This is a genomic window from Mesorhizobium loti R88b, assembly GCF_013170845.1.
Classification (GTDB): Bacteria; Pseudomonadota; Alphaproteobacteria; order Rhizobiales; family Rhizobiaceae; genus Mesorhizobium; species Mesorhizobium loti_B.
In genome coordinates, this window is the sequence record NZ_CP033367.1 from 5,259,774 (window position 1) to 5,281,354 (window position 21,581).

The following is a 21,581-nucleotide window of genomic DNA, read 5'->3' on the forward strand; positions in this document are numbered from 1 at the left end:
AAAACCGCCGCATTGGCGCGTCATCCTTGCTCCCTGAAACCATTCATGCGAAGAGCCCGCAAACGAGCAGGAAAATTGCGATGAGCAAGCGCGACCCGAGCACGCTGAAGAACGGGCTTACCTACGCAGAGGCCGGCGTCGATATCGATGCCGGCAATCTGATGGTCGAGAAGATCAAGCCGCTGGTGCGCGCGACGCGCCGGCCGGGTGCCGATGGCGAGATCGGCGGCTTTGGCGGTCTGTTCGACCTCAAGGCCGCCGGCTTCATCGATCCGGTCCTGGTTGCCGCCAATGACGGTGTCGGCACCAAGCTGAAGATCGCCATCGATGCCGGCAAGCACGATACGATCGGCATCGACCTCGTCGCCATGTGTGTCAACGACATCGTCGTGCAAGGTGCCGAACCGCTGTTCTTCCTCGACTATTTCGCCACCGGCAAGCTCGATCCCGACCAGGGCGCCGCGATCGTCGGCGGCATCGCCGAAGGCTGCCGACAGGCCGGCTGCGCGCTGATCGGCGGCGAGACGGCTGAAATGCCCGGCATGTATCATGGCAAGGACTATGACCTCGCCGGTTTTGCCGTGGGGGCTGCTGAACGCGGTCAGCTTTTGCCGACCGACGATATCGTCGAGGGCGACGTGCTGCTCGGGCTCGCCTCCTCCGGTCTTCACTCGAACGGCTTCTCGCTGGTGCGCCGCATCGTCGCCACCAGCGGTCTGGCGTGGAGCGATCCGGCGCCGTTCAACGACGACGCGACGCTTGCCGAGGCGCTGCTCGAGCCGACGCGCATCTATGTTAAGTCGATCCTGAAAGCCATCCGCAACACGCATGGCATCAAGGCGCTGGCCCACATCACCGGCGGCGGCTTCCCGGAAAACATTCCGCGCGTGCTGCCCAAGGATTTTTCGGCCGAGCTCGACCTCGAAGCCATCGACGTGCCGCCGGTGTTCTCCTGGCTGGCCAAGACCGGCGGGGTGGCACCGGAAGAGATGATGCGCACCTTCAACTGCGGCATCGGCATGATCCTGGCGGTCGCGTCCGGCCAAGCGGCACAGGTCGCCGCCGTTCTGCAGGAAGCCGGCGAGACGGTGACGCCAATCGGCCGCATTGTGCCGCGCCGTGACGCCGGCGTCATCTATCGGGGCTCGATCGGCCTGTGAGCAGAAAACGCACAGTCGTCCTCATCTCGGGGCGCGGCTCCAACATGACCGCGCTGATCGCCGCGGCCAGCGACCCGGCCTTCCCGGCTGAGATTGTCGGTGTCATCTCTGACAAGGCTGATGCCGCCGGCCTTGGCGTCGCCCGAGCGCGCGGTATCGCCACGCAGGTTATTTCGCGTGCCGACCATGGCAGCAAGCAGGCGCATGACGCTGCGATCGACGCCGCACTCACGGCCTTCAATGCCGAGATCGTGGCGCTGGCCGGCTACATGCGCATCCTCACCCCCGGCTTCGTCCAGAAATGGCAGGGCCGGATGATCAACATCCACCCTGCCCTGCTGCCGGCCTTCAAGGGGCTCGATACGCATGCGCGAGCGCTGGCCGCCGGCATGCGCATCCATGGCTGCACCGTGCATTTCGTCACGTCAGAGATGGATGACGGCCCGATCATCGCACAAGCTGCCGTGCCGGTGATGGTCGGCGACAATGCCGATACGCTGGCTGCCCGCGTGCTGAAGGCCGAGCATCGGCTCTACGCGTTGGCGCTGGGGCTGGTCGCCGAAGGCAAGGCGCGCATGGAGGCCGGGCGAACCGTGCTTGCCCACTTTGCCGACGACGCCGACAACGGCACCTCGGTGGTGATGGCGCCCGATCCGCTGCGCGAAGAAGCCGATCTGGAACATCTGGCACGGATCACGCCCTGAGAGCCCAGGCCAATGGACGTTTTCGACAGCGCGATCCGGACAAAAGGCGACCTAGCCGGCGTTTTCGAGTACGATGAGGCGGGAGATCCGCAAAACGCCACGGCCTATTTTTACCTCTATCGGGCCCAGGGCAGCGTGCCAGGCTCCGTCGTTGATGCAATTCACATACGATCGGGCACCTGGGCCATCAGCGGGTCGGATATCGCCGTCCGGTGGGATAAGGATGAGCGTCGCGTCGGGCTGTTTGTCTTTGGGTCCCTTTCCGCGGCTTTCGACACTGAGGCCGGCACAAAGCACGGCGGCGGATATGGCAAAGACTTTCATGCCGACATCCCTTGGTCGGAGTCAAATCGATGAAACAACTGCTTCTCCTGCGCCACGCCAAGTCGAGCTGGGATGACCCTGCCCTCGACGATTTCGACCGGCCACTCGCCGAACGCGGATTGAAGGCGGCCCGACTGATGGGACGGGAGCTTGCGGTGCGCGACTGGTTGCCGGACCTGGCGCTGGTGTCTCCGGCGCTGCGCACCAGCGATACCTGGCGGCTGGTGGCCGCGGAACTGCCTGTGCATCCGCGCATCGCGTTTGCCCAGGCGCTCTACGATGCTTCGGCCGCGGATATTCTAGGCCGGATTCGCAAGGCCGATCCATCGAGCAATTGCCTGCTGATGGTCGGCCACAATCCCGGGCTGGAGGATCTGGCGAAGCAGCTTGCCGCGCCCACATCGGAGGTCAAGTCGCGCAAGAGGCTCGAGGAAAAATTCCCGACGGCGGCCCTTGCGCGCTTCGTCTTCGAGGGCGAGTGGTCCGCCCTGTCCTCCGCGCGGCTGACGCATTGCCTGCGCCCGAAGGATCTTGGTTAGAAGTCCATGCCGAACAGATGCGGCAGGGCAAGCCTGCCGCGTCCGAGACCTCAGTTGCCCCAGATGCCCTGGCCGGGTTCCGGCCATTCGGTGGTGGTTTTCATCTTGGTGTCGGCTGCCTTGTGCCCGGCCATATCCGTATTCTTGACCGCGCCGGTGGCGGCTTGATCCACACCGGCGACTGAAGCAACCGGCTGGTTGGCATCGTCGGAGCCGAAGTGGTCGCTGCCGGCAAATGCACTGCCGGTGGCGACGAGGATGGCAGCGACGGTGAGAGCAATCTTGTTCATTTCAATCTCCTGGTTTCATCCGTTAGGCGGCGTCTTGGGAGGACGGTTCCGCTATGGACAAGACCTCAGGAAGTCCGGCTTTATTCCCGGACGTGGAATGTTTTTTGCCGACTGTGAAGATCGGCTGCTGAAGCCGGCGCTGCCGATCTGGCATCCATAAAACAAGAGCGGCGGGCCAAACCCACCGCTCTTTGTTATCGAGGCCTGCTGCGAAGAACAGCAACCCCAGATGCTTCTGGCGCGATTGAGCGTTGGCTCATTTGCCCCAGATGCCCTGACCGGATTCCGGCTGGACTGAATCAGGCGTCAGCTTGAAGCCGTGGTGCTCGACCGGCTTGCGGATCGAAGCCGTGCGGCCGTGGTCAATATTGCCCGCGGGTGCGGTGACGGCCGGCTGGTTATCGGTGGCCGAGTGATAGTTGTCGCTGCCGGCGAAAGCGCTGCCCGTGGCAACGAGGATGGCGGCGGCGGTAAGTGCGATCTTGGTCATTTTCTTTACTCCAGTAGTTCTGTCCGTCTAGTGGCGTGCCCTTGGGAGGAATTTCGCGTCGCTCGGACAGTCTGGAAATGGGTTTTTCGTTCGCCGACTTCCAATCACGAAGATGTTCTATCACGTGCCGAATCCAGACCTTGAATCTCGGCCCCGGCGTCAAGCGTCTAAAATTTTATTTTTTGATATCATATAGTTATAAGAGATCTTCTGACGCGTAGGGCGATGATCCGCCGAGCCGGCGGTCATCATCCGTTCACGACGCGTCAACATTAATTGAACCGATCGGTTCGACTTTTGGTCGGCGCAGCCGCGCGCACAAAAAACAAGAGCGGCGGGCCAAGCCCACCGCTCTTTGTCGTCTTCCGGGGTTCGAAGAATTAACGGCCCCAGATGCCCTGGCCCGACTGAGCCGGAACGTTGGCATTGGCGTCGCCCTGTGTCTTCAAGGACTTCGCGATCGAACCGGTGTGCAAGGTGTCGACGTTTGAAGCCGACTGGCTGACAGCAGGCTGGTTGGCATTGTTGGAATTGTAATTGTCGCTGCCAGCAAAAGCGGTGCCCGTGGCAACGAGGATAGCGGCGGCGGTGAGGGCGATCTTGGTCATTTTAAGTACTCCTGAATTCGAGATTGAGTGTCGGCTGGGACTAGTGGCCGAAGAGGTTGCGGTCAGCGCCCTGCGGAGCCTGCGTCTGGACGGTCGCGGTCGACTTCGAGATCGAAGCGGTGACCGAATGGTCGACAGTGGCGGCGGGCTGGTTCGCGCTGTTGGAATTGTAGTTGTCGCTGCCGGCAAAAGCGGTGCCCGTGGCAATGAGGATGGCGGCGGCGGTAAGAGCGATCTTGGTCATTTTGGTAACTCCAGTTTTATTCCTGTCCGTCTAGTGGCGTGCCATCTTTGGGGAATTCGCGTCGCTCGGACCACCCCAAGGTGGGAAGGGCTTTTTTGGATTACCAGTCGTCTCGGTTTTGCAGTGCTTTATTATATTAGAGACAATTCATATTGCAGCGCAGCAATTTTGGCCCAATTTTCTTAATATATTCAGTATCTTACAGCGATCCCTCCTGACGGAAATGAAGCCTCCCAGGCGGTCATTGTTCACCATACGCGATACAATGCGTCAACCAGAACCGAACCGTTCGGTTCGATTTGACCTCCGAAATCGACCGATCGAACATGCGAAACCCATTGTCATCAGCCGCAAAACCGCATTTGTCTTGCGTTGAAATCGATACTGTCGCTCATTCAGTTGGGGTTGGCGGATGCCACGGCTGATCAAGCCAAGGCGATCCGCTGAAAACCGAAAGCGGGCGGATACCGGAACAGCCATAGACATGCGACTGCTGCTTGTTGAGGACAATCACGAACTGGCCGATTGGCTGGGCAAGACCCTGCGTCAGGCAAACTATGTGGTCGACATTGTCCATGACGGTGAGGATGTCGAGCATGCGCTGGCCGCCGGCGAGCATGCGCTTGTCATCCTCGACCTGGCGCTGCCGCGCATGAGCGGGATGGAGGTGCTGCGCACGCTGCGGGCACGAGGCAATGCGGTGCCGGTGATCGTGCTGACCGCCAATGCCAGCCTCGACGGCCGGGTCAAGGGCCTCAATGAAGGCGCCGACGACTATCTGGCCAAGCCCTTCCAGATCGAGGAGCTCGAGGCACGCATCCGTGTGCAGCTGCGCCGCGCCAATGACCGCACCGCGCCTGTCGTTGCCTGCGGCGATCTGGTCTTCGATACCAACACCCGACTGTTTTCGCTCGCCGGCCAAACGCTGGCGCTGACACCACGCGAACATGCGGTGCTGGAGCAGTTGATGGTCAAGGCCGGGCGCACGGTGAGCAAGGCAGCACTTTTGGCAGCGATCTACGACTTCGAAACCGACGCCGATCCCAGCGCCATCGAGATCTACGTCCATCGTGTGCGCAAGAAGCTTGAAGGGTCGCGTGTCCAGATAGCCACCTTGCGTGGCCTCGGCTATCTCTTGCGTCACGACGATTTGGCGCCATGAGGATCAACAGTCTTCGGCTGCAATTGCTGGCTTGGGTGGTGCTGCCGCTCGCCGGGCTCGCCACCATCAATCTGTGGACCAGCCACCGCAACGCGCTGACAACCGCGGATCTCGTCACCGACCGCATGCTGATGGGCTCGGCGCGGGCTATTGCTGAACGTGTCGCCGTGGCTGACGGCGTGCTCGACGCCACGATCCCACCTGCGGCGCTTGAGATGTTCGACACCGGCGACCACGACAGCGTCTACTACCATGTCAAGGCTGCTGGAGGGCGGTTGCTGACCGGCTATCCGGATTTGCCGGAGGCACCAAAGTCCTCCGACACAGAGGCAAGCTATCGCGACCATCGGCTGAGGCTGCTTACGTTCAGCCACGCGGTGGTCGGTGCCGGCAAGGATTCGCCGATCACCGTCACCGTTGGCGTCTCGCTTGCCGGACACGACGCCATGGTGCGGCGTCTGTGGTTTGGCGCCTTTGCCCAACAGCTGGCACTGGTGGCGATTGCAGGCTTGTTCGTTCTGCTGGGTCTGCATCGGGGCCTTGCACCCTTGATACGCTTGCGCGATGCGGTGCGCTCCCCAAGTCGCAGCGACCTTGACCCTGTCGAAGTACCCGGCGCACAGAACGAGATCCGCCCGCTGATCGACGCGCTGAACGCCTATATGGAGCGGGTGCGGGCGCAGATGGCGGCGCAGCGCCGCTTCATCGCCAATGCGGCGCACCAATTGCGCACCCCACTGGCACTGTTGTCGACGCAAGCGAGTTACGCGCTGCGTGAAACTGTCCCCGACGCGCGCCAGGAAGCGCTGATGGCGCTGCAGGCAAGCTCCGGCAAACTGGCGCGGTTGGCCGAACAGTTGCTCACCCTGTCCCGGGCGGAGCCGGGCAGCCGGCGGCCGCGCACCGACCGCATCGACCTGACTGAGGCCGCCCGCCACGTGCTGGAAACGCAGGCGCCGACGGCGGTCGCCCGCAACATCGATCTCGGCCTTGAGGAGGCCGGTCCGGTGCCGGTTATCGGCGACGGCACCATGCTGCGTGAGATGATCGTAAACCTTGTCGACAACGCGCTGCGCTACTCCCGGTCAGGCGGCAGCGTCACGGTGCGGCTGGCCGCCTTCGGTGGCGAAGCCGTGCTGACGGTCGCCGACGACGGGCCTGGCATTCGGGTGGACGAGCGAGACCACGTGTTCGAGCGCTTCTATCGCATCGCCGGCTCGACCGAGGAAGGCAGCGGGCTTGGCCTCGCCATCGTGCGCGAGGTTGTCGAAAATGCCGGCGGCCGCGTCACCCTCGGGGATGGCGCGGCCGGCGGTCTTGTGGTTGAAGTGCGGCTGCCGCTGGCGGGGGATTAGTATATTTCGCCGCTCACTGCGTCTCATGCAATGGCTGGGGACGCCATTTTGCCAGGCGGTTCTCGACCATCGTCATCAGGTACTCGGCAGCGAGCGCCACCACCATGACGATGACGATCGCGGCGTACATGCCGGCGGCATCAAAGGACCCCTTGGCGATGTTGATCAGCAGGCCGATGCCGAAGCGCGCGCCGACGAACTCGCCAACGATCGCGCCGATGATGGCAAAGCCGAAGCTGACATGCAGGCTGGCGAAGATCCAGCTCATCGCCGAAGGGACAATCACCGAGCGGGTCAATTGCCAGTCGGACGCACCGAGAATACGGGCATTGGCGATCATAGCCCTGTCGGCTTCCCGCACGCCCTGAAAGGCATTGTGGAAGACAACGAAGAAAACCATTACGAAGGCAAGCGCCACTTTCGAAGCGAGGCCAAGGCCGAGGATCATGATGAAGATCGGTGCCAGAACCACACGCGGAATGGAATTGATCACCTTGATGTAGATGGAGAAGATGTCGGCAGCCATCCGGTTGCGGCCGAGCGCGACGCCGACGATGATGCCGGCAACCGAGCCGGTTACGAAGCCAATGACCGACTCCTCCATGGTAACATAGAGATGATACCAGAGCGGCCCCTCGGACGTTCCTTCCGTCGTCCATTCATAGAGCCGCTGCGCGATCGCGCTCGGCATTGCGTAGAAGAACGGATCGATCCAGGCTTGACGCGCGGCAATTTCCCACAAGCCTAGAAAGGCGACGAGAATCGCGACCCGCCAGAAAATCACGGTGCGGCGACGGTGCTGCGATGCCTTTGCCGCGGCCGCTTCGATTTCCGCGTCTGATGTACCAGGCTTGAAAGCCCCTGCTCTGATGTCGATGGCGGCATCTGTCATGGCGTTCCTCCTCAGGCTGCCGCGCGCGCATAGCTGGTCTCGACCTCTTCCTTGAGGTCGGCCCAGATGGTGCGCGAGTAATCGATGAAGCTCTGTTCATAGCGGATATCGGCGACCACGCGCGGGCGCGGCAGATCGATCGTGTAGACCGACTTCACGGTGGCCGGCCCGGCGGTCAGGACATAGACCTTGTCGGCAAGCGCGATCGCCTCTTCGAGGTCATGCGTGACGAAGACCACGGAGGCTTTTGCCTGCGACCACAGGCGCAGCAACTCCTCGTGCATCAGCACGCGCGTCTGCACGTCGAGCGCCGAAAACGGCTCGTCCATGAGAAGGATTTCCGGGCCATTTATGAAGGTCTGGGCCAACGCCACGCGCTTGCGCATGCCGCCGGAAAGCTGGTGTGGATAATGCTGCTCGAAACGAGACAAGCCGACGCGTGCCAGCCAGTCGCGTGCCGCAGCCGTAGCATCCGACTTGGCCCTGCCGCGAAAGAGCGGGCCGGCCATCACATTCTCGATCACAGTTCGCCAGGGAAACAAGGCATCGCTTTGAAAGACAAACCCGATGCGCGGGTCTATTCCCTTGACGGGCGCGCCCATGACACGAACCTCGCCGGCACTTGGGCTTGCCAGTCCCGTGACGAGGTTGAGGGTGGTGGATTTTCCGCAACCGGTTGGACCGACGACGGCGACGAATTCGCCGCGCTCGACGGTCATAGTGAAATCGCGCAGCGCTGTCAGCGATTTGCCGCTGGGCGAGAGGAACCGCCGACTGACATTGATCAGTTCAATCGCTGGCGTGGTCTTTTCAGGGGTCATGGTGGAACTCCGGGTTCGAGCGGACGCCAGCCGTCGGCCAGGCCGCCGGACGTCAAGAACTGACGATTGCCGGCGCGATGTCGCGCATCGCGCCGGCACGGTCTGCTATTTGGCGTTCTTGACGAATTCCGAGGTGTAGGTCTTGGAGAGGTCGATCTGCTTGCCCTGCAGTTCCTTCTTGAAGGCTGAAAGAACCGTCAGCACCGTCTCCGGGCCTCCTTCGGGCATTATCCCGTCGGGGGTGAACATCGCCTTGCCGGCATCGAGGGCCTTCACGTAGCCTTCCTTGTCGCCGACATAATAGTCCTTCGGCATCTTGTCGGCGATCTCGGCGCCGCTATGCGTGTTGATGAACTTCTGCGTCTTGACGAAGGCATTGGCCAGCTTCTGCACTGTGTCCTTATGCGCTTCGACCCAGTCGGTCTGCATATAGAGGGATGCGGCCGGGTAAGTGCCGCCAAGCGCAGCCTTGGTGCCCTCCATTGTGCGCATATCGATAAGAACGGTCGCTTCGCCGGTTTTCAGCAGCCGGGTGATCGTCGGCTCGGTCGTCATGCCTGCCTGGATCTTGTCCTGCTGCATGGCGGCGATGAAGGTTGTGCCGGCGCCAACCGGAACCGAGGTAAATTCGCCGAGCTTCAGGCCGTTCTTGACGGCGAGATACTCCGTAAGAAAATTCGTCGATGAGCCCAGACCGGTCACGCCCAGACTCATTCCCTTGAAGTCGGCGGGTGATTTGATCTCGGGGTGTTTCGTCGAAACCAGCTCGACCTCGCCCGGCGCCTGGCTGAACTGGACGATGGATTCGACGAATTTGCCTTTTGCCTGCAGATCGATGCAGTGATCGTAGAAGCCGACGACTCCCTGTACGGCGCCAGCGAGCATCTCGTTTTCGGCATCGACGCCGGCCGGTTCATTCAGCAGCTCGACATCGAGACCCTCGTCCTTGAAGTAACCGAGCGCCTCGGTCAGCTTGGCTGGCAGATAAATCTGTTTCTCGTAGCCGCCGACCATGATGGAGATCTTCTCGTCGGCGCGTGCTGACGGCGCTGACAAGGCCATGGTGGCAACGAGTGCGGTTGTGGCGGCTGAATCAAGCAGAATTCGCGCGAGCGACATGGCCTCTTCCCTTTGTTCGTTTCCCGCGCCCCTCTCTCTCCCATCGCTTTCCGCGACAAATATGGGGCGCCAGTCAACAATTATGGCACCAACCTTTCATCCAGCTTTCAAGGTAAAGCCGAAAATTACGGCAAACCTTACGGATCGGTAAGCTGCGGCCGGTGGTCGCCACGGCGCGCCGTCATAATTTACGCCGTGTGCCTGGCTCGGCTGTCCAGCCCAAGCACGTCGTGCATGTCGTACTCGCCGGGCAGGCGTCCCGCCACCCAAAGCGCGGCGGCGATGGCGCCACGCGCGAACATGATCCGGTCGCCGGCGGCATGCGACAGGGTGACGGTTTCGCCCTCGGCACAGAAGCTGACGCTGTGCTCGCCGATGATGCTGCCGCCGCGCGTCACCGCAAAGCCAATTTCGCCGTTGGGGCGGGCGCCGGTAACGCCGTCGCGGACACGCTTGGCGACAGTATCAAGACCGACAGCGCGACCGCCGGCAATGGCTTGCCCCAGCATCAGCGCGGTGCCCGACGGCGCATCGATCTTGTGGCGATGATGCGCCTCGAAAATCTCGGCATCCCAGTCGTCGGCATCGAGCGCCCTCGCCGCTTGTTCGACGAGCCCAACCAGCATGTTGAGCCCAAGCGAAAAACTGCCGGAGCGCACGATGGGAATCGTTGTCGCGGCGTCGGCGATGGTGGCTAGCTCGGCGGTATCGAAACCGGTCGAGCCAATCACCAAAGCGGGACGGCCTCGGCTCGCGCAAAACCTTGCCAGCTCGGCCGACGCCGCTGGTGTGGTGAAATCGATGACCACATCAGCCATCGCAAGCGCGTCCTCGCGATCGACCAGCCCCTCGCCGACACTGCCTGGCCGATGAAAGCGGGCGACGAGCGCCAGCCGCGCATCGGCCCGCGCGGCGTCCGCCATCTGGCGTCCCATGCGGCCCAACGCCCCGGCGATGGCGATCCTGATCGGCGGTTGTGCCATGGCCTTCGGCTATTTCCACATGCCGCGCATGCGCGCACCGATGTCGACGCGCACCTCCGGCCGGGGCGCCCTGCCTTGTGCTGCTTGCGCGCTTGGCCACGATATCTGCTGGAACGCAGCGAGGATCGAGGCCGGTATGAAGCGGGTGCGCGAGGCATAGAGGTGGCGGTCGCCGCGCGCCGCCTGGCCGTGCGGAAAGAAGCGCTGCGGCATGACCAGGTTGAGATTGTCCTTGGCCCGCGTCATCGCCACGTAGAGCAGCCGGCGCTCCTCCTCGATGTCCTCCTTGGTGCCGACGCCGAGATCAGCCGGGATGCAGCCATCGACGGTGTTGAGGACAAAGACATTCTTCCACTCCTGGCCCTTGGCCGAGTGGATGGTCGACAGGATCAGATAGTCCTCGTCGCGATGCGGCGGTCCGGCCTGGTCGCTGGTCGCGTCCGGTGGATCGAGCGTCAGTTCGGTCAGGAAGCGCTCGCGCGAAGCATAACCGGAGCCGATCTGCTCGAGCTGCAACAGGTCGGCCCGGCGCGTGATCGCATCCTCGTGGATGCGTTCCAGATGCGGCTCGTACCACAGCCTGACCTGTTCGAGATCGGCCGGCCATTTGGCACCGGCCCGCAGGCCGGAATAGAGCGAGACGAAACCCGGCCAGTCATCGGCCGCGCGTTGTGGCGGACGCCAGCCGGCCAGCCCCATCGCCTCGTCCAGCGCTGTCGTCATGGCTTCGACGATGTGCGCGGCGGCCGACGGGCCGATGCCCGGCATCAGCTGCAGGACGCGAAAACCGGCGACGCGGTCGCGCGGGTTTTCAGCAAAACGCAGCACCGCCAGCACGTCCTTGACGTGGGAAGCATCAACGAATTTCAGCCCGCCGAACTTGACGAAGGGGATGTTGCGCCGCGTCAGCTCGATCTCCAGCGGTCCGCTGTGATGCGAGGCGCGAAACAGCACAGCTTGCGATTTCAGTGCCGTGCCAGCCTCGCGCTCGGCAAGGATCGTGTCGCAGACGAAGTTCGCTTGCTCGACTTCGTCGCGCACACTCACCAGTCTCGGCCGGTCGGTGGATTTGCGGTCCGACCACAGGTTCTTGGTGAAGCGTTCCGAGGCCTCGCCGATCACCGCGTTGGCGGCGGCCAGAATGGTCTCGGTCGAGCGGTAATTGCGCTCCAACGTCACCACATCGGCGGCCTGTGCGAACTGCTTGGGGAAATCGAGAATGTTGCGCACCTCGGCGGCACGGAACGAATAGATCGACTGCGCGTCGTCGCCAACCACCGTCAGCCCGGCGCCGTCGGGTTTGAGCGCCAGCAGGATCGAGGACTGCAAACGGTTGGTGTCCTGGTATTCATCGACCAGAACATGGTCGAAACGCTCACCAAGATGCGTCGCGATCTCAGGCTCGGCCGTCATCTGCGCCCAGTAGAGCAGCAGATCGTCGTAATCGAGCACGTTCTGCGCCTGCTTGGCCTCGACATAGCCGGCGAAAAGCAGCTTCAGCTGCTCCGCCCAGCCGGCGCACCAGGGAAAAGCTGAGCCCAGCACCTCGCCGAGCGGCGCCTGCGCGTTGACGGCGCGAGAATAGATCGCGAGGCAGGTGCCCTTGGTCGGAAAGCGCGCCTCTGTCTTGGAGAAACCGAGTTCATGGCGCACGAGATTCATCAGGTCGGCGGAATCCTCGCGGTCATGGATGGTGAAGGCCGGATCGAGGCCGATCTCCAGCGCATAGTCTCGCAACAGCCGGGCGCCAATCCCATGGAAGGTGCCGGCCCAGGTCAGCGCGTCGGTGATCACCGCGGCGTCGCGGCCGAGCACCTCACCGGCGATGCGCTCGACACGTTTTGCCATTTCGGATGCGGCGCGGCGCGAAAAGGTCATCAGCAGGATGCGGCGCGGGTCCGCCCCTTTGACGATCAGATGGGCGACGCGATGCGCCAGCGTGTTGGTCTTCCCGGAGCCGGCGCCGGCAATGACCAGCAAGGGACCTGCGATCTTGCCGTCGCCATGCTCGACGGCCTGACGCTGGGCATCATTCAACCGGGCGAGATAGGCGGGCGCGACGGTCGTATCCCGAAATTTCGAATCAGGGGCGGCAAGGTTCATGCCCCATCAAGCATCGTTTCCGCTTTGTTCGCAACGGCAGCGACCGGCAATGACAGCTGGATCTATCTCCGGGGATCAACACCCATGGCCGCCGACTGCCGGCGCAAGCTCTCGCGGTCAAACTGTCTTGGCGGCAACAGCAGCGGATCGACCGTATCGGGCACATCCTCGACCATCTTTCTGGTGAGGCGGTATGTGACGTAGGCCAGAGCGCCAGCGACGAGCAAACGGAACATGGTTTGATACTCCTTTGGAGCAGAAGCAACCGGGGAGACAGCGTTTGGTTCCCACCGGCTATCCTGACCTGGCTGAAGCAGAGAGCGAAACTTCCGCTACTGCGCGTATGTGCCCGGCATTTCGGCGATGCATTCTTCGAGGCGCTGCAGGCGGAACTTCGCATTGCGCAGTTCGTGCCCGGCTTCATGGCGCCCGTGACGGCCAGGCTTTGACGAGACCATCAGGGCGCGCTCAAGCTCGGCAATGCGCGCACGCAGCTGCCGGGCCTCGTCCTGCCGCAACGCCTTAATCCATCCACGTCCACGCATCACTCTTCCTGCCACCACCCCGAAGGCATGCGGGAGTTATGCCGCAGAGCTCCTAATTTCCAGCAAGGCCAAACGCTCTAAATTTAACTTTCGCTAATTTAGCGTCGGCAGCAATGAAATTAGGGAAGAAGGCCGGCGCCGCTTGGGAGGAGAAGGCGCCGGCCAAGCGGATATATCAGGTCCGCCGCACAACGCAGGCTAGCTGAGTCTTGCCCTGACGTCATGTGGTTGTCACCGGTTCCGCGCCCGGGCACGCCGCAGTCTGGGGTGATGATGCCGTGGAGTGGGTTTAAGTCAACAATATCAGCGGCCACGACCGGCTGGTTGACCGATTGAATCAGGTCGCGAGCCTTTGCCTGGTGATGGCGACATGAAAATTGGCACCGAACAACAGCCCGTCATCGTTGAAGTCGTAGCTGGAATTGTGGAGCGGTGCCGAGGCTTCGCCATTGCCGAGGAAGACGAAGCAGCCCGGCACATGGTCGAGGAAGCGGGCGAAATCCTCCGACCCTGTCATCGGCTCACGGGCGACCGCGATATTGTCTGGCTCGAAGACGTTTTTGGCGGCGACGAAGGCCGCGTCGACCAGTTCGGCATCGTTGCGCAAGGGCACGAATTCTCTGGTGTAGCTGACCTCGGCGCTGACGTTGTAAGCTGTAGCGATGCCCTCGGCGATGATGCGCATCTGGCGCTCGATCTCGGCGCTGACTTCGGGGCGGAAACTACGCGCGTCGCCAAGGATGCGGGCAAGACCGGGCAGTGCATTGCGGGTGCCGTCGGTGATCAGTTCGGTCACCGAAACCACCGCTATGTCGGCCGGGCTCAGCCGGCGCGAAACGATGGTCTGCAGATTGGTGACCAGCGCGCAGGCGGCGACCAGCGTTTCGTTTCCCGAATGCGGCCGCGCCGCATGGCCACCGATCCCTCTGAGCACGATCTCGAAATTGTCCTCCGCTGACATAACCGGGCCGGCGCGGGTCTCGAAATGGCCGACGGCGAGGCCAGGCATATTGTGCAGGCCAAAGATCTCGTCGAAGGGGAAGCGCTGCATCAGGCCATCGTCGAGCATGGCCAGCGCGCCCCTGCCCCACTCCTCGGCCGGCTGGAAGATGAAGCGCACGGTGCCGTCGAAACCGCCCTCGCCGGCCAGCAGCTTGGCCGCGCCAAGCAGCATGGCGGTGTGGCCGTCATGACCGCAGGCATGCATCACTCCGGGATTGCCGGAGCGATAGGGCGCGGTCGACTGCTCGGTGATACGCAAAGCATCCATGTCAGCCCGCAGCGCAATCGCGCGGTTACCGCTGCCGCGCTTCAGCGTGCCAACGACACCGGTGCCACCGACGCCCTCACTGACATCGTCCAGGCCGAATTCGCGCAGCTTGGCGGCGACGAACGCAGCAGTCCGTTTCTCCTCAAAGCCGAATTCGGGATGTGCGTGCAGATCGTGCCGCCAAGCGGTCATCTCGCGCTTCAACGTTTCGGGATCGAGTTCCGCCATGTCTTCACCCCTCGAGCTCGGCAAGTTCAATGACGACATCAAGCAGGATGTTGGCGCCGGCAACAAGCTCGGCGTCTTCAGTGTGCTCGCGCGGACTGTGGCTGATGCCTCCAGCGCTCGGCACGAAGATCATCGCCGCCGGCGCGATGCGGGCGATCATCTGCGCGTCATGGCCCGCACCCGAGGTCATGCGCCGCGAGGCAAGCCCGCGCTTCCTCGCCGCGGCCTCGATCAGCTCGACGACCCGGCCGTCGAAAATAACGGGTTCGAAGCGCGCCAGCCTTTCGACTGTCACGGTGACGCCCTCGGTGCCAAGCTGTTCCAGAAAGGCAGCCAGTGCCGCCTCTTCCGCCTGCAAGCGCTGCTCGTCGGGATCGCGCAGATCGACGGTGAAGACGGCGCGCGATGGAATGACGTTGATGGCGTTCGGCTCGAAGCGCATCGTGCCGACGGTGGCAACGGTCGGCGCGTTGGAAGCCGCTGCCCGGTCATGCAGGAAGGTGACGACACGCGCCGCCGCGTATCCGGCATCGCTGCGCATCGACATTGGCGTGGTGCCGGCATGGTTGGCGACGCCATCGAGGGTGATGCGCTGCCAGGAGATGCCTTGCAGGGTTTCCACCGCACCGATCGGGATGCCTTCGCGCTCCAGAACCGGCCCCTGTTCGATATGCAATTCGACATAGATATGCGGCTTGAGAAAACCCGGTTCGCGGTCACCGGCATAGCCAATACGGGCCAGTTCCTGCCCGAGCGTGCTGCCATCGGTCCCGACAGCGGCGAGTGCTGCTTCGACATCAACGCCGCCAGCATGGACCAGCGACCCCATCATGTCGGGAGAAAAGCGCACGCCTTCCTCGTTGGTGAAGGCAGCGACGGCGAGCGGGCGCAACGGCGAGAGGCCGGACGCCCTCAGCGTCTCGATCACCTCCAGCCCGGCAATCACGCCGTAGCAGCCATCATAGATGCCAGCGTCGATGACCGTGTCGATGTGGGAGCCGATGAGCAGCGGTGCCTCGCCGGCATTGTCGGCGCTTTGCCAAATGCCAAAGATGTTGCCGATGCGGTCGATGGCGACATCGAGCCCGGCCTGCCGCAGCCAGCCGACGAAGAGGTCGCGGCCCTGCCTGTCGGTGTCGGAAGCGGCCAGCCGGATCAGCCTGCCCTCGCCATCGCGGCCAACGGCGCCGAGTTCACGAATGCGGCCAAGCAGGCGCTGTGCATCGATCGCGATCACGGTGTTGCTTCGGCGGCGAACTTGCCGGCCAGCACATCGGCCGGGCTCATGCCGACCAGTTCCGCATAGCGATGCGGGTCGGTCGCCCCTTCGGTGTTGATCACCAGCACGCGGGATTTGTCGTCGAGGCCGAGATCGGCCCTGTTATCGGCCATCGCCCGGATCAGTCCGGCAAGGCCGACGCCGCCGCTCTCGCCGGCGACGATGACCGGATCGGCGCCGGCCGGCCGTGCCAAGCGTCGCATTACCGCGATGGCGTCGTCCTCGTCCACGGTCATGAAGGCATCGGCGACGCGCGCCAGCATGCGCCAGGCGACCTGCGAGGCCTCGTAGCATTCAAGCATGGCCATGACAGTCGGCTGATCGTGCGCCACCTTGACCACACGCCCTGCCACAGCGGCTGCGACGATGCATGCGGCACGCGCGGGCTCGACGACAATGAAGGTTGGCCTGGCGTCGCCGAGCACGATGGCGAGATGGCCGGCCACCGCGGCGGCAATGCCGCCAACGCCCGCCTGGACGAAGACGTGGGTCGGCGGCTGGCGGAGCTGGCGCAGCGCTTCGCGCACGATCGCCGTATAGCCCTGCATCACCAGGCCGGGGATGCGCTCATAGCCCGGCCACGACGTATCCGACACAACGGTCCAGCCCTTCTCGGCCGAAACTTGCGCGGCCTGCCTGACCGAATCGTCATAATTGCCGTCGACACGAACCATCTCCGCGCCATAGCGGGCTATTGCCGCGATGCGTTCCTCGCTGACGCCGGCATGGACAAAGATCACGGCCCTGGTGCCGGCAAGTTCGGCACCCTGCGCGACCGAGCGGCCGTGATTGCCGTCGGTGGCGCAGGCAAAAGTCATCTTCGCGGCGACCGAGCGAACCTCGGGCTGACCGAGATCGGCGACATCGACGGAGCGCCCAAGCCGCTTGCTTGCTTCCTCCAGCACCAGACGGAAGACAGCATAAGCGCCGCCCAGCGCCTTGAAGCTGCCAAGGCCAAGACGGAAGCCCTCGTCCTTGACATGCAGTGCATCGAGGCCAAGTGCGCTCGCCAGTGCCGGCAGCGCGTGCAGTGGCGTCACCAAATGATTGTCACGATGGGCAAGAAAGCGCTCCACCGTATCCGCCCCGGCAATCCCCAGGGTTTCGGCATCGGCCGCATCAAGCGGCTTGCCGTGCAAGGCATTGCGGTTGGGCAGGAACACTGGCGGCCTCCTTGGTATCAGGCGAGACCATATTGCAGGACGGGCGCAAAGAGCGCTGTAATTGGACCTCCGAAATGCAAGTTTGTTTCACCTGGATACCTCCATTGCCCCAATCGCCGGCCTCACTCGACAGTTTCGATCTCGCCATCCTTGCCATCCTGCAGCGGGACAACACGACGCCGCAGCGGCTGATCGGCGAAGCGGTGAACCTGTCGGCACCGGCGGTGCAGCGCCGCATCAAGCGCATGGAGCAGGCCGGCGTCATCGCCAGCAATGTCGCGATCATCGAGCCGGCGGCGGTCGGCCAGCCCATCACCATCTTCGTCGAGGTGGAGCTGGAGAGCGAACGCACCGAACTGATCGACGCGGCCAAGCGGCAATTCTCGGAAACGCCCGAAGTGCAGCAATGCTACTACGTCACGGGCGAAGCCGACTTCATCCTCATCATCACCGTGGCCGATATGGGCGCCTATGAGGCACTGACGCGAAAACTGTTCTTCGGCAGCAACAATGTCCGGAAATTCCGTACCTTCGTCGCCATGGACCGCGTCAAGGTCGGACTGACGGTGCCACTGCCCGACTGAGCTAGCTGGCTGGCAGGCTCCAGTCCGGTCCTGCCGTGCTTTTCGACATTCTCTGGACGCGAATTTGTTGGGAGGCGCGCTTGGAAGACACCACGACAGTTGCAATCATCGGTGCCGGGCCGGCGGGCCTGGCCGTTGCCGCATGCCTGCGGCAGGCTGGGGTCGAGTTCATCATCATCGAAAAAGAGCAGCAGGCCGCGCCCGCCTGGCGACGCCATTACGAGCGCGTCCACCTGCACACGACCAAACGCTATTCGTCGCTGCCCTTCGTGCCCTTCCCGAAGCACTATCCGCGTTACGTGCCGCGCGATCTCTTCGTCGAGTATCTCGATACCTATGCGCAACGCTTCGACCTCAAACCCCGGTTTGGAGAAACGGTGAAAGCCATCGCCCGAAAAAGTCGCGTCTGGCGTGTGAATGCGACATCCGGCCCGCTGCGCGCCAGGCATGTGGTGATCGCGTCAGGCTACAATGCCGAGCCCTTGCGGCCGGGATTTGCAGGCATCGACAGCTTCATGGGGAAGACACTGCACAGCGCCGACTATCGCAATGCCACGCGTTTCGCCGGCCAGTCGGTGCTGGTCATCGGCATGGGCAACACCGGCGCCGAGATTGCGCTCGATCTGGCGGAAAACGGTGCGCGACCGACAATTTGCGTGCGCGGCGGCGTTCATATCGTGCCGCGCGAACTGTTCGGCGTGCCCATCCAGATGGTCGGCATGGCAACGCGCTTGGGGCCGCAGCGCCTCAATGACGCTTTGTTCCCGGTCATTCTCGACCTGGTGCTGGGCAGGCTGGAAAAATATGGACTCAAACGGCCGGGACAGGGACTGCTGGAGCAGATTGCGATTGCATCGCGCATTCCGGTGATCGACGTCGGCACCATCGCCAAGATCCGCGAAGGCGCGATCAAGGTTGCGCCCGACATCGCCGAAATCTCGGAACGCGGCGTCCGTTTCGCCAACGGCACACACAGCGAATTCGATGCGATCATCTTTGCCACCGGTTACCGGCCGGGCTATGCCAAACTCCTCGAACCCGGCATCCAGCCGGACCGCAGCGGCGTTACCGCGCAGGCTTCGGATCTCGGCCTCTACCTCATTGGTTTCCACAATGCGGTCACCGGATTGTTGCGTGAGATCGGCATCGAAGCCCAGGCGATCGCCGACGACATCCGGCAGCGGCTGAACAGGAAAAAGGCGGCCGAAATCCTGCCGGTATAGTCGGCCTCAGACGGCCGACGCGCTCGCCCAGCTCAACTTGCCTTGCGCAGCCACACCTTGTTGTCGTGGAAGGCAGCGCCGCCATAAGGTGCCGGCGCGTCGGCGCCGGTCAGCACATTGATGCCCTCGCCGCGCTCATGCGCGCTGTTTGGCCAGATGCCTTCGGCGATCACCACACCGCGCTTGATGCCTTCGAAGAACTTGGCGTGCAGCACCAGGTCGCCGCGCCGGTTGCCGACCTCGACACGGTCGCCATCGGCAAGCCCCAGGTCCGCAGCATCGTCGGGATGCAGGAGCAGCGCTGGCCTGCCTTCCTTTTCCTTCGACACCGGCGTCTCGGCAAAGGTCGAGTTGAGGAAATTGCGCGCCGGCGAGGTCGTCAGCCGGAACGGATGCGCCTCGTCGGCCACTTCGATCAGATCGACATGATCGGGAAATTCCGGCAGCTGATCAACCGGCCCGAACAAGCCCATGCTCTTCGGTGGCCGGTTGGGCGCGGCCTGCCCACTCCAGTTGGCGCGGAAGTGGAATTTTCCATCCGCATGCCCGAAACCGTTGACGAAATGTGCGGCTTCGAAATCCGGCTGAAGATCGATCCACTTGTCTTCCTTCAGACTGGCGAAGCTGCCCAGCCCACGCTTGCCCAGGATGATGTCGATATGCTGCTGTTCGGTCAGACCAAAGCCTGGGCGGTCGGCGACGCCAAGGCGTTCCGCCAATTGCTCGATGACGAAGTGATTGGTGCGCGGGCCTTCCGGCGGCTCGATCAACTTGGGGCCGAGCGTGATGTGCTGGTTGCCGCCACCCTTGTAGACGTCGTCGTGCTCGAGGAACATCGTTGCTGGCAGCACGACGTCGGCAAGCTTGGCCGTGTCGGTCATGAACTGCTCATGCACGCAGGTGAACAGGTCGTCGCGCAGAAAACCTTGCTTCACCAGGCGCTGCTCGGGCGCCACATTGGCCGGATTGGTGTTCTGGATCAGCATCGCCGTGACCGGCGGCCCGCCGTAAAGCGCGTCCGCGGCACCCGTCAGCACCGGACCGGTGCGCGACTGGTCGAGATAGCGGATCGAGGGATCGCGCATCTTCGAGCCTTCCAGCACATCCTGGTTGAGCTTGAAGATGCCGGAATTGGAATGGAAGGCGCCGCCGCCTTCATATTGCCAGGCGCCGGTGACCGCGGCGATGCAAGACGCGGCATGCATGTTGACCGAACCGTTGCGCTGGCGGGCAAAACCATAGCCGAGCCGGAAATAGGTTTTCTTCGTCGTGCCGACGAGGCGGGCGAAGGCCTCGATTTCGGCGACCGCCAAACCCGTGATCCCAGCCGCCCACTCAGGCGTGCGCGTCCGCAGATGCTCTTCCAGCCCCTTCGGATCGTCGGTGTATTTTTCGAGATAGGCGCGGTCGGCCAGGCCTTCCCTGAACAGCACATGCATGACAGCACATGCGAGCGCGCCATCGGTGCCGGGTTTCAGGACCAGGCCGAGATCGGCCTGCTTCATCGTCGCGTTCTCGTAGACGTCGATGACGACGATCTTCGCCCCGCGTTCCTTGCGCGCCTTGATGGCGTGGGTCATGACATTGACTTGGGTGACCACGGCATTGGTGCCCCAGATCACCACGCAATCGGATTTCGCCATCTCGCGCGGGTCGGGCCCGCGCAAGGCGCCGGCCCCCATCATCCAGCCGGTCCAGGCCAGATTGGTGCAGATCGAGCCGAAGAAGCCGGAATATTTCTTGGCATGGCGCAGTCGGTCGATGCCGTCGCGCTGCACCAGCCCCATCGTGCCGGCATAGTAATAGGGCCAGACCGTCTCGGAGCCGTATTTTTCCTCGGCCGCGATGAATTTTTCGGCGACAAGGTCGAGCGCCGCCTCCCAGCTTGATTCCTTCCACGTGCCGTCGCCCTTGGCGCCGGCGCGGATCAGCGGCTTCAGCAGCCGGTCGGGATGATGGACGCGGTCCGCGTAGCGCGCGACCTTGGCGCAGACGACACCCGCCGTATAGCTGTTGGACTTGGCGCCATGGACGCGGCCGATGCGGTTGCCATCGAGCAATTCGACCTCGAGCGCACAGGTCGAGGGGCAATCATGGGGACAGGCCGAATGGCCGATGCGGAGTTTGGCGTGCTGGTTCATGGGAGCAGATTAGCCGGTTCCGAACGTCGCGTGTAGGGCCAGATTTGCCTACAAGCTGCCTTTAGGGGATGCCTTTTCTACCTGATGCGGCGGCGGTTTACCCTTTCCTTGAAGGAGAGCTAATCCCGTTTGTGGCAGGGCTTCATGGGTGGTCGAAACCGATGTTCTTGTAGAGCGCATTGTAAGCACCGCATCCCGGACAGCGTATGTGACGGTCGATATGGGTTGCGTCTGCCGGAGTGTCTAAAACCGTCAGCTCCGCCTCGCCACAGTCGGGGCATTTGATGATAGTTCTGGGATCAACGGCCAGTATCTTGCCGGCTTCGATCCACAAATCCTTCGACATCGACGGCT

The 21,581-nt window shown here is 62.9% G+C and carries 24 protein-coding genes; 8 read left to right on the forward strand and 16 right to left on the reverse strand.

The annotated features are described in order from the left end of the window. Nucleotides 1-80: 80 nt before the first annotated feature. The 4 genes from purM to EB235_RS25825 are packed head-to-tail and all read left to right on the forward strand — an operon-like array spanning nucleotide 81 to nucleotide 2,727. Entirely contained in the window at nucleotides 81-1,160 is a 1,080-nt protein-coding gene (gene purM, locus EB235_RS25810) for a phosphoribosylformylglycinamidine cyclo-ligase (protein WP_027034572.1), read from the forward strand. A 44-nt stretch (nucleotides 1,161-1,204) separates the two neighbouring features. Further along, nucleotides 1,205-1,864: a phosphoribosylglycinamide formyltransferase gene (gene purN / locus EB235_RS25815; RefSeq protein ID WP_051429899.1), complete on the forward strand. Its 660-nt coding sequence runs from the start codon at nucleotides 1,205-1,207 to the stop codon at nucleotides 1,862-1,864. Nucleotides 1,865-1,876: 12 nt separating this feature from the next. Then, nucleotides 1,877-2,221, forward strand: coding sequence for a hypothetical protein (locus tag EB235_RS25820; RefSeq protein WP_027034570.1), 345 nt, complete (start codon nucleotides 1,877-1,879; stop codon nucleotides 2,219-2,221). Continuing rightward, nucleotides 2,218-2,727, forward strand: a complete 510-nt coding sequence (locus EB235_RS25825) for a SixA phosphatase family protein (RefSeq protein WP_027034569.1) — start codon at nucleotides 2,218-2,220, stop codon at nucleotides 2,725-2,727. Before EB235_RS25820 ends, EB235_RS25825 begins: the two co-directional genes overlap by 4 nt. A gap of 50 nt (nucleotides 2,728-2,777) precedes the next feature. Here EB235_RS25825 and EB235_RS25830 read toward each other — a convergent pair whose 3' ends face one another. The 4 genes from EB235_RS25830 to EB235_RS25845 form a co-directional block, all read right to left on the reverse strand. Beyond that, nucleotides 2,778-3,017 (reverse strand): DUF680 domain-containing protein, encoded by a 240-nt coding sequence (locus EB235_RS25830; RefSeq protein WP_027034568.1) that lies wholly within the window; start codon nucleotides 3,015-3,017, stop codon nucleotides 2,778-2,780. Nucleotides 3,018-3,273: 256 nt separating this feature from the next. After that, nucleotides 3,274-3,507 (reverse strand): DUF680 domain-containing protein, encoded by a 234-nt coding sequence (locus tag EB235_RS25835; protein WP_027034567.1) that lies wholly within the window; start codon nucleotides 3,505-3,507, stop codon nucleotides 3,274-3,276. Nucleotides 3,508-3,887: 380 nt separating this feature from the next. Further along, the gene (locus EB235_RS25840; RefSeq protein WP_027034566.1) at nucleotides 3,888-4,115 is read right to left on the reverse strand and encodes a DUF680 domain-containing protein; all 228 of its coding nucleotides are present in this window, start codon (nucleotides 4,113-4,115) and stop codon (nucleotides 3,888-3,890) included. Between the two features lie 40 nt (nucleotides 4,116-4,155). Continuing rightward, nucleotides 4,156-4,359, reverse strand: coding sequence for a DUF680 domain-containing protein (locus tag EB235_RS25845; protein ID WP_027034565.1), 204 nt, complete (start codon nucleotides 4,357-4,359; stop codon nucleotides 4,156-4,158). A 484-nt stretch (nucleotides 4,360-4,843) separates the two neighbouring features. Here EB235_RS25845 and EB235_RS25850 point away from each other — a divergent pair, with 484 nt between their 5' ends. Then, nucleotides 4,844-5,521, forward strand: a complete 678-nt coding sequence (locus EB235_RS25850; RefSeq protein WP_027034564.1) for a response regulator — start codon at nucleotides 4,844-4,846, stop codon at nucleotides 5,519-5,521. After that, complete coding sequence (locus tag EB235_RS25855) at nucleotides 5,518-6,876, forward strand: sensor histidine kinase (protein ID WP_027034563.1); 1,359 nt, start codon at nucleotides 5,518-5,520, stop codon at nucleotides 6,874-6,876. The genes EB235_RS25850 and EB235_RS25855 overlap by 4 nt, the downstream gene beginning before the upstream one ends. 13 nt (nucleotides 6,877-6,889) lie before the next feature. Here EB235_RS25855 and EB235_RS25860 read toward each other — a convergent pair whose 3' ends face one another. The 10 genes from EB235_RS25860 to EB235_RS25905 all read right to left on the reverse strand — a co-directional run bounded on the left by EB235_RS25860 (nucleotide 6,890) and on the right by EB235_RS25905 (nucleotide 17,279). Beyond that, complete coding sequence (locus tag EB235_RS25860; protein ID WP_027034562.1) at nucleotides 6,890-7,768, reverse strand: ABC transporter permease; 879 nt, start codon at nucleotides 7,766-7,768, stop codon at nucleotides 6,890-6,892. Between the two features lie 11 nt (nucleotides 7,769-7,779). Continuing rightward, nucleotides 7,780-8,589, reverse strand: coding sequence for an ABC transporter ATP-binding protein (locus EB235_RS25865; protein WP_027034561.1), 810 nt, complete (start codon nucleotides 8,587-8,589; stop codon nucleotides 7,780-7,782). 105 nt (nucleotides 8,590-8,694) lie between these two features. Beyond that, nucleotides 8,695-9,651, reverse strand: a complete 957-nt coding sequence (locus EB235_RS25870; RefSeq protein ID WP_432431185.1) for an ABC transporter substrate-binding protein — start codon at nucleotides 9,649-9,651, stop codon at nucleotides 8,695-8,697. A gap of 245 nt (nucleotides 9,652-9,896) precedes the next feature. Beyond that, a complete protein-coding gene (gene dapB, locus EB235_RS25875) occupies nucleotides 9,897-10,691 on the reverse strand; it encodes a 4-hydroxy-tetrahydrodipicolinate reductase (protein WP_027034559.1) in 795 nt (264 codons plus the stop codon). A 9-nt stretch (nucleotides 10,692-10,700) separates the two neighbouring features. Continuing rightward, nucleotides 10,701-12,794, reverse strand: coding sequence for an ATP-dependent helicase (locus EB235_RS25880; protein ID WP_027034558.1), 2,094 nt, complete (start codon nucleotides 12,792-12,794; stop codon nucleotides 10,701-10,703). Between the two features lie 62 nt (nucleotides 12,795-12,856). Beyond that, nucleotides 12,857-13,030, reverse strand: a complete 174-nt coding sequence (locus tag EB235_RS25885) for a hypothetical protein (RefSeq protein WP_080680996.1) — start codon at nucleotides 13,028-13,030, stop codon at nucleotides 12,857-12,859. A gap of 96 nt (nucleotides 13,031-13,126) precedes the next feature. Next, entirely contained in the window at nucleotides 13,127-13,339 is a 213-nt protein-coding gene (locus tag EB235_RS25890) for a hypothetical protein (protein ID WP_032926127.1), read from the reverse strand. A 337-nt stretch (nucleotides 13,340-13,676) separates the two neighbouring features. Continuing rightward, a complete protein-coding gene (locus EB235_RS25895) occupies nucleotides 13,677-14,837 on the reverse strand; it encodes a M20 aminoacylase family protein (protein ID WP_027034556.1) in 1,161 nt (386 codons plus the stop codon). Between the two features lie 4 nt (nucleotides 14,838-14,841). Beyond that, nucleotides 14,842-16,074 (reverse strand): Zn-dependent hydrolase, encoded by a 1,233-nt coding sequence (locus tag EB235_RS25900; RefSeq protein WP_027034555.1) that lies wholly within the window; start codon nucleotides 16,072-16,074, stop codon nucleotides 14,842-14,844. Further along, a complete protein-coding gene (locus EB235_RS25905; RefSeq protein WP_027034554.1) occupies nucleotides 16,071-17,279 on the reverse strand; it encodes a diaminopropionate ammonia-lyase in 1,209 nt (402 codons plus the stop codon). Before EB235_RS25905 ends, EB235_RS25900 begins: the two co-directional genes overlap by 4 nt. Before the next feature lie 74 nt (nucleotides 17,280-17,353). Here EB235_RS25905 and EB235_RS25910 point away from each other — a divergent pair, with 74 nt between their 5' ends. Further along, complete coding sequence (locus EB235_RS25910) at nucleotides 17,354-17,863, forward strand: Lrp/AsnC family transcriptional regulator (protein ID WP_167334911.1); 510 nt, start codon at nucleotides 17,354-17,356, stop codon at nucleotides 17,861-17,863. Between the two features lie 80 nt (nucleotides 17,864-17,943). Then, nucleotides 17,944-19,086 carry a flavin-containing monooxygenase gene (locus tag EB235_RS25915; protein WP_032926126.1) on the forward strand — a complete coding sequence of 381 codons (1,143 nt, stop codon included), beginning with the start codon at nucleotides 17,944-17,946 and terminating at the stop codon, nucleotides 19,084-19,086. A 32-nt stretch (nucleotides 19,087-19,118) separates the two neighbouring features. Here EB235_RS25915 and EB235_RS25920 read toward each other — a convergent pair whose 3' ends face one another. Together EB235_RS25920 and EB235_RS25925 are read right to left on the reverse strand one after the other, a co-directional pair. Beyond that, on the reverse strand, nucleotides 19,119-21,227 hold the full coding sequence (locus EB235_RS25920) for a molybdopterin-containing oxidoreductase family protein (RefSeq protein ID WP_027034551.1): 2,109 nt from the start codon (nucleotides 21,225-21,227) through the stop codon (nucleotides 19,119-19,121). Nucleotides 21,228-21,369: 142 nt separating this feature from the next. After that, complete coding sequence (locus tag EB235_RS25925; protein ID WP_027034550.1) at nucleotides 21,370-21,573, reverse strand: hypothetical protein; 204 nt, start codon at nucleotides 21,571-21,573, stop codon at nucleotides 21,370-21,372. Between the last annotated feature and the right edge of the window lie 8 nt (nucleotides 21,574-21,581).